Origin of the sequence: Microcystis sp. LE19-84.1B (genome assembly GCF_027531875.1) — a bacterium.
Lineage (GTDB): Bacteria > Cyanobacteriota > Cyanobacteriia > Cyanobacteriales > Microcystaceae > Microcystis > Microcystis panniformis.
Genome location: NZ_JAPZSR010000321.1, coordinates 1 through 7980, shown reverse-complemented (window position 1 = coordinate 7980; position 7980 = coordinate 1). Strand labels below are relative to the sequence as shown.

Annotated in this window: 10 protein-coding genes; 8 read left to right on the top strand and 2 right to left on the bottom strand. The window is 41.2% G+C overall.

The window, feature by feature from the left end; translation table 11 throughout:
* The 8 genes from O9324_RS18275 to O9324_RS18240 all read left to right on the top strand — a co-directional run.
* Positions 1-197, top strand: a 197-nt coding sequence (locus tag O9324_RS18275; RefSeq protein ID WP_288140933.1) for a hypothetical protein, incomplete at its 5' end; no start/stop codon positions are given.
* A 754-nt stretch (positions 198-951) separates the two neighbouring features.
* Complete coding sequence (locus tag O9324_RS18270) at positions 952-1425, top strand: hypothetical protein (protein ID WP_288140932.1); 474 nt, start codon at positions 952-954, stop codon at positions 1423-1425.
* Between the two features lie 121 nt (positions 1426-1546).
* Positions 1547-3898 (top strand): hypothetical protein, encoded by a 2352-nt coding sequence (locus O9324_RS18265; RefSeq protein ID WP_288140931.1) that lies wholly within the window; start codon positions 1547-1549, stop codon positions 3896-3898.
* A gap of 104 nt (positions 3899-4002) precedes the next feature.
* A complete protein-coding gene (locus tag O9324_RS18260) occupies positions 4003-4164 on the top strand; it encodes a hypothetical protein (RefSeq protein WP_288140930.1) in 162 nt (53 codons plus the stop codon).
* 279 nt (positions 4165-4443) lie between these two features.
* On the top strand, positions 4444-5640 hold the full coding sequence (locus O9324_RS18255; protein WP_288140929.1) for an RNA-guided endonuclease InsQ/TnpB family protein: 1197 nt from the start codon (positions 4444-4446) through the stop codon (positions 5638-5640).
* A 311-nt stretch (positions 5641-5951) separates the two neighbouring features.
* A complete protein-coding gene (locus O9324_RS18250) occupies positions 5952-6194 on the top strand; it encodes a hypothetical protein (RefSeq protein WP_287630282.1) in 243 nt (80 codons plus the stop codon).
* Positions 6191-6409, top strand: a complete 219-nt coding sequence (locus tag O9324_RS18245; protein WP_002769327.1) for a DUF2283 domain-containing protein — start codon at positions 6191-6193, stop codon at positions 6407-6409. The genes O9324_RS18250 and O9324_RS18245 overlap by 4 nt, the downstream gene beginning before the upstream one ends.
* A gap of 329 nt (positions 6410-6738) precedes the next feature.
* A complete protein-coding gene (locus O9324_RS18240) occupies positions 6739-7164 on the top strand; it encodes a lysozyme (protein WP_288140928.1) in 426 nt (141 codons plus the stop codon).
* A 259-nt stretch (positions 7165-7423) separates the two neighbouring features.
* On the opposite strand, the gene O9324_RS18235 is transcribed toward O9324_RS18240, so the two are convergent.
* Both O9324_RS18235 and O9324_RS18230 read right to left on the bottom strand, forming a co-directional pair.
* The gene (locus O9324_RS18235; RefSeq protein WP_288140927.1) at positions 7424-7675 is read right to left on the bottom strand and encodes a PemK-like protein; all 252 of its coding nucleotides are present in this window, start codon (positions 7673-7675) and stop codon (positions 7424-7426) included.
* Positions 7676-7743: 68 nt separating this feature from the next.
* Positions 7744-7980: transposase (locus tag O9324_RS18230; RefSeq protein WP_288140926.1), on the bottom strand; the 237-nt coding region annotated here is incomplete at its 5' end.

Sequence of the window (7980 nt, the reverse complement as noted above, 5' to 3'; positions counted from 1 at the left end):
CCACAGACTTTCGCCCCATTTCAGAAGCCCGATTCCGTGTGTCCCACGGTACGTTGACCGCCTATAGCTTCTTGTACTTGTTGCGCGCGACTTTTTACCCGGCCAAGCTTTTCTGGTCGGAACCCCCTAAGCCGAGTTTTCAAGGCTTCGGCCGTGAGCTCAGCCGAACGGTGCTGCGCCGTCCACTTGGTTTTTGAGACTGGCCTTTTAATTCTAACGTAAAGCCAACCTAGAACGGCGGGGTTTCAGACCCAAAATTTCCGATGATTTCATCTGGATTGGCATAACGCCCTGTATTGAGTTGGGCTTCGATCAGCTTTTGGTGTTCGGGTTTTAGGGTTAATTTCATGGTTGTTAAGGCTGGGCTTTTTTTCATTATAGGTTTGTTGCGGTGCGATCGCCCCAAGTTCAGGCAAGATGCGCTACTGATTTTTGTTGTGGGGTAAGCTTTCTAGCCTGTCGAGATGACAAAAGTGGGATACTTCCATCTCGGTTTTTTCAGGCAAGATGCGCTACTCATTTTTACTGTGGGGTAAGCTTTCTAGCCCGTCCAGATGACAAAAGTGGGATATTTCCATCTCGGTTTTTGTGGTTTTGGGGATGATGGCAAAGTTTGGGGGTCGGGGTGGGGGGAGATTGTCAGGATATTTTGACAAAGCTTGGGCTTAAGTTGGTAAAGTTGGGGATTTTTCCCAAGTTAAGGATTTTTGCGGGAGGGTTGAGGGGCTGGAAGTTAGGCAGGGTAAGGATTTAGGGAATTTTGCGAACTTTTTCCTTAAGTTGGTAAACTTTGGTTGCGTTGGGTGTTGAGATTAAATAGACTGTTCTAAGGAAAAATTCTTACTTAAAAAAAGTATGTATCTGGCGTTCTATAGAGAAAGTTTCCATATAAGGCATAGTTGGACTTCACCGTTTCTTACAACCAAGCTTTCTACCAAAAAGGCAAATCCGATGCAAAATTTGCGTCAAATGAAAGCTCGATCGCAACACCTTGTTGTTCGATTTGCATTAGTGGCAATGTCAGTTTTTATTCTTTTTCTTGCGCCGACCACAGCACTCGCCTCTCCGCCAGCCACTGATGCATCGTGTCAGGGAATCAAAAACGCATATCCTATCCTTGGAACGCAGTGCCAGAATAATTACGCAAAAATCAACCATTCACCCGCTAACGCAGCAGAGCGACTTGCGACGTTCAATGCTAGAGTGGCTGTGTTGGAGATTTTCCAAAAGGCATTGCTCTGCAATGGAATGTGGCAGGCAAGTCAACTAGATCAACAGAAGTTTAAAAATGGAGAGAGTGGTCACCTGACAGCACTTAAAAATCTTCGTGCCGCAATGACTGCCGCGCAAGACCAGCAAATCCCTCCTGATTATACTGAAGCAGACTTAAAGTCGATCACTATTAAAAAACAGCAGTGTAAATAAGTGATGAAAATCTATCAAGTGGTGCATTTGAAGTTCCCAAGCAAGAGCTTTATCTTTGGTTTAGAAACAAAATGCCTGGATTATTTATTTTTATTCCTAATCTTTAAGGTGAATAAATGTAATGAGTGTTAATGACATCAACAATCCTCTATATGATGTAACTGTTGGCTCAACAGTTAATAATCTCCAAGACGGTTTTAGTGCCTCAGTTGTAGTTCAGCCTGTTACTAAAATGATTGCACAGACGCAATCTCGTGCTGTCATGTCTGGCAAAAGTAGCTTTGTTTATTCCAATACTATGAACCGTGGGTCGCTCGGTATTTCTGGTTCTTACGGTTTATCTGCTATCAGCCAAATTTCCGCTTCTGCATTTGGTTACGTGGGACAAGCGAAAGCTGATGATGGAAGAGAAACCAGAGTTGATTATCACGTCATTTTACAAGCAGGTGTCGAATATATTAATTTCAATGAGTTGAAGCCTGCTGACCTTATGGCATCCTTAGCTGGTAGTTGCAAAGATCCAGCAAGTGAGGCTTTGGATAAATATAATGCTTTACTTAAACCAAACCTAACAGAATCTGAAAGACTTTCTGCATTGCAAGATTGGATGAAAGCGCGTGCGAAATTTTTTGAGGCGGCAGGTAATGGCGTTGTCGTTGGTGTTTTATGGGGGGCTATTGGTTCGGTTTCTCTAACGATGAAGCAAAAGAGTGGTTCAACGGCTTGGCAGTATGGCGCGAAGGGAAATTTTAGTTATGCGGGTATTGGTGCCTCTGTGTCTGTCGAAGCTACCTATGACGGCAGTAGCGAATCAGGAAAAGGTGATGTATCGGTCGATGTTTCAAAATATTATTCTGGGAGTGCAATTGCAGATGAGGTCAACACATGGTATTCGGACTTTGCTGGTAAAGGTTTTGATAAACTGGCTAACGTTCAGGTTATCGCTTCCCCTAATTTTCCTCAAGAAAAGTTAGATCCACCTAGTATTCCATCTTTTATCCAACCAACACCAGATCCAAAAATCACGGCAAGACTAGAGAATCTCAAAAATCTTCAAGAATTAAACCAAATAGAGAAGGATGCCAAGTTTGAAGAAGAAAAGATAAAAAATCCACAATTAACTCGTGATGAGTTTGACAAAATGATAGCGGAAAATGCTGACATTGAGAATTTAAATGAACTTTCTTCTAAAGTCAGAAATAATAGCATTGGTCTTCCTGAAGAGCTCTTCGATTTTGCGTTCAGTACACACAATTCACTTGCTGGAGTGAGCAATAATTCCGAAGATAGTGTTGATGAGCCATTGATAGAAGCAATTGGCTCCAATTTTCTGGAATTAGCTGAAACCACAACTAATCCAAACGATGGTCAATATACGCCACTTGGTGTTTGGATAGTAAACTGGAGCGACTTATTTCCTTGGTTGTCAACAGCCGCATTAAATAGCATTGATTCTACACAGAAGGCTGAAGAACTGTTACTATTTCGCACTGTTATTCAAGACTTTGATTCTTTGCGTAAAATATATTACTACGCCCATGATGGAGGTTTGAAGGTTGGCGATCTCGATTTTTCAAGTATTTCTGATTCATTTTCACAGCAGATGGCTAGACTTGCAACAAGCACAACGTTCTCTATGACAGAATTGAAGAATGCGATTGCAGGTCTTAGTGATAACGCAAAAGCTATTTATAAGAAATGGGTAGAGGTAGAGTTTCTTCGAGATTGTGAACTAGGTCTTGGCATCATTTATGATAACGATTGGACGCTAAGTTTTGAAGGTCGGCCCTTGAAAGATGATTCATGGGGGGGAGGATCAGATTTATTTGTAAACTACTTTCAAAAAATTGACTTTAACCCATCTACCAGAAACTATTCTGCTTTTGCAGAATCTATGAAGTGTATGCCAATTTTATTTCCTTCGGGAAAAATTAGTGTCTTTGGTGCTTATATTGCTAAGCAAAACAGAATTGGAATAATGACGATGAATAGCGTTGGGATGTTCACTTACAAAGACTCAGATAAACATATTCAGGAAGATAATCTAGCTGTTGATTTTTCATCTGAGGGGGCTGTTGATTTAGGGACGTTGGTTGGTGAAGGGTCTTCGTATGTTGATATTTATGCGGAATTTACCCCAAATAAACAGGAAAAGACTTTGGAGTTGGAAGGGTCGCCAAATCCAGCAGAATCCAAAAAGATCAAGGCTTATCCAATTCCTTTTAGGGCAGCACAAGGAGTTCAAGAATGGAAAGGTCAATCATTAAGTACAAATATCGGTTCATTCACAGACTTACAAGACCAACTCGATCATTTTTCTGAGCTATTAAAAAATCAAAAAACGTGGAGTTTCAGCAGTGAAAACTTTCCTGTTGACTGGAAAGGGTCAGACTACTATGCTCTCCGAAAAATCCGTACGCAATACGTTGGGATTGAGCCTGAATCTGGCAATGTCTTTCCGAAAACTAATTGATCTACCGATATATGTTTATGAAAAATGATCGCCGATTGCGTAGATCGCGTAGGGTGCATCCCATGCACCTTTTACCTTTTCAAAATACTTAAATCTAACTTGCGATGCCTTACATTGCCCTAACATCTCCCGCATTATTCATTGCCCATACCGTCAGGAATTGTTATCGTACCCAAATCAGAGCGATAAAACCCTTCAACAATCAACCAATAGATACCGAAAAACAGGGTGATCTTGGGATTTTAAATAAAACCCCTACCGCATAGGATAATAACGAATATCATCACCGTGTAAAGCATAATCTCGTTCATCTCGAATTAATGGCCTATCCAGTCCGTTGAAATTAGCTGCTAAAATTGAAGAGGAAACCAACCAAATAGCAAACTATGCTAAAAACCATCGAAGGCGTTTATCGAAAAACTTGGGTTTAAAACCCCGTCCCTTCGGCAGGCTCAGGATGAACCTTTAGGACGGCTTTAGTGGCTTAAATTGCTATTCTTAAACAGCCCTGTTAGAATCCTAATAGAGCTATTCTAGCACGAGGCATGAAAGCAAGGTATCGCTACAGATTCTATCCGACAGACCAACAGAAACGGGGGTTAGCCCAACTGTTTGGTTGTGTTCGTGTGGTCTGGAACGATGCCCTTGCAATCTGTAGGAGTGCCGAAAAGTTGCCGTCCTATGGTCAGCTTTCTGGTTTGTTGACTCAATCTAAGCAGACAGAAGAAAGAAAGTGGTTAAACGAAGTTTCTTCTGTGCCATTACAACAGTCCCTCCGACATCTAAAGAAAGCCTATCAAAACTTCTTTGACTCTATCAAAGGAAAAAGAAAAGGCCCTAAAATGAATCTGCCAAGATTTAAAAGCCGAAAATCGGAGCAATCCGCGACATTTACCAAATCGGCTTTTGCTGTTGAAGGAGAAAAAGTAAGTCTGGCTAAGTTAGGTGACTTAGAGGTGGTCTGGAGCCGTCCGCTTCCTTCAGAGCCTTCTAGTGTGACCGTAATTAAGGATGCCGCCAATCGGTACTTTTTAAGTTTTGTAGTAGAAAATAATCCCGAAAAATTACCCGACAACGGTAAGTCAGTAGGGATTGACTTGGGCATAACAGATTTTGCTACTTTAGATAATGGAGAAAAGATTAAGGCTCCGAAGCCCCTTAAAAAACGACTGAAAAAGTTGAGAAAGGCTCAACGGAGTCTATCTCGCAAGCAAAAAGGGAGTAAAAGGCGTGAAAGAGCGCGACGCAGAGTTGCCAAAATTCATGCCGAAATTAAAGATACTCGAACAGATTTTCTGCATAAACTATCAACTCGGCTCATTCGTGAAAACCAAACGATTGTGCTAGAGGATTTAAACACATCGGGAATGCTTAAAAATCGTAAACTATCCCGTGCAATTTCTGATTTAGGATGGCGTAGTTTTAGGACTATGTTAGAAGCCAAGTCAGCAATGTATGGCAGGGATTTTAGGGTGATTTCTCGATGGGAACCAACGTCTCAGAGGTGTTCAGCCTGTGGAGAAATAGGCGGCAAAAAAGAACTTTCTGTAAGAGAATGGACTTGTCTTTTTTGTGGGGAAACTCACGATAGAGACGTAAATGCCGCACGAAATATCAAAGTCGCGGGAGGGCTTTCCGAGACTCTAAACGGACATGGAGGACAGCGTAAATCTAGCTTGCTAGTAGCTTCCGATGAAGTGTCAACCCGCCTATTGCCGATTCAATTAACATTGTTTGGGTAGATAGGAATCCTCTCGCTTTAGCGAGGGGTGGATGTCAACAGGATGGACAAATCCGCTTCACCGAACCACCGCAAAATATTGGCGATTTGCTAATTAAACTTTAAAACCGTGATTGTTTTAGTTTTTAAAAGAGCGATCGCTGTGCTAACCTAATGGATAGAAAGTAATCTACAAGCGATCAGTTGAAGCCATGAGTGAAGCAGTTGTAACACTTCTTAGACAGTTCAAAAAACTTTCAGCCAGAGAAATATCTAAGTTCCTTGCTTTAATTCAACGATAATAAGTCTCCCTTACTGACTACAACCATTTTTATGCCAAAATATATATTTACTAACTATTTTGAAAATGATGTTTTAACAAAACGCCCTTACCTCAAAAAAGAATGGTGTATTTACGTTATCGAAAACCCTATTCGCTGTGAACCTCAAGAAGATAATCGTTTTCGCTTTTGGGCGCAGATAAAAGAATTTGGCGATCGATACCTGAGAGTCATTACTCTAGAAGATAAGCTGACTATCCACAACGCCTTTCCAGACCGGAGCTTTAGACCATGAAGATTAACTACTACCCAGAAACAGACTCCCTTTATATCCACCTTGCAGACAAATCCAGTGTTGATAGCCAAGAAATTTCAGAAGGAGTCGTTGCCGATTACGATGAATTAGGGAACCTAGTCGGTTTAGACATTGATAATGCCAGCAAAAAAGTGCAACTCGGTGAATTTATTATCAATCAACTCCCCCTCGTCCCCCTGAAGACATCTGCATAGGTTTAAGTAAATTAGGCAGAAATGAAGCGGCGATCGGCGTGTTACTCTAAATGATTTTTAGTGGCCACAACTTTTAACCCATTCCCTTAAGGATCTTCTCGACTTTGTGTGATAATTTTTGCTTATGGAATCGTGAAATGCTTACTGGGCAAGACTTTTAGGACTATTTTGCGGATATTCTATCAGTATAGACCTCGTTTCCACACAAAAACCAGAAGAGCCCCTTTTCAAAACACTTAAATCCAAATTGCGTTACGCTATGCTAACTCATCCTACCGTTACTAACAATCTCAAATCATTTTCTCAATCAATAGAAAGGAGCAAAAGCCATGAAAATTAGCCAAAAAGGAATCGATCTCATTAAACACTTTGAAGGGGTAAAACTCAACGCTTACCAAGACACTGTTGGAGTATGGACAATTGGTTATGGCCATACCAAAGGTGTTCACGCAGGAATGACAATTACTGGATCAGAAGCCGAAAATCTTCTCGAACAAGACCTAGAAACCTTTGAAGCTGGAGTATCCAATCTGGTCAAAGTCCCCATTAACCAGGATCAATATGACGCATTAGTTTCGTTTGCCTTTAACTTAGGATTAGGAACCCTTGCCGGCTCTACCCTACTCCATAAACTTAACCTCAAGGATTATCAGGGTGCGGCAGAAGAATTTGGCAAATGGGTTCACGCAGGACACCAAGTTTTACCCGGTCTGGTTAGCCGTCGTAAAGCAGAAGAAGAGTTATTTCTTGCTTAATTAATCGATATGCAGCGATCGCCGATCTTGTAGGGTGCGTTTCTTAACGCGCCTTTTGTGTTTATATATGCGTTACGCTACGCTAACACATCCTACCGTTATTTATCGCCAATATTGTCGGGAATTGTGGCGGTCATTGTCGTACCCCAATCAGTCCTTTCTCTGAAGACATTGTAATATCAATCCCTCGCATTCTTAAACCTTTGGCGATCGCCTTAGAAACACTTTTATCTTAATTAAACTTTAAAACCGCGATCGCCTAAAATTGAGGTTTAATATAATCGTCCCAAACTTTAAGTAGATAGACAGCATCTTCATTTGAAATCCTTCCCAATTTAGCAAGCAGTAAGTTTTTTTCCAAGCAATCAAGACGAGATAAACGAACAGTAGAGGGAACCCTCAAACCACTATTCGCCCAATCTTTTAATAACATATCTGTTTGTGTTCGGGGCATTGCTGAGGTTACAGCCGTTACAATAACGTCATCTCCGTCAACCCAAAGAATCAACACGGGTCTTTTTTTTGATGATGTACCATCAGTAAATAGAATTTTGGCTCTTCGTTACTCTTTATGCTAAATCAACAGACAAGATGCCAAGATAACATACTTCTAACCCAAAAATTACGAAAGTTTCTAAAGCCATAGGCTCTCCGTTTTATTAGTTTAAGTTTATTGTTGATTCCCTCGACCACCCCATTCGTTGTCCTTCGCTCGAAATAACTAATTATTTCTCCAAACCAGTTTCGGATTGTTTGACAACTCTTGGTAAAAACACTGGAGGATTTTGCCAACCATTCCGAGATGGATAGCAGTCC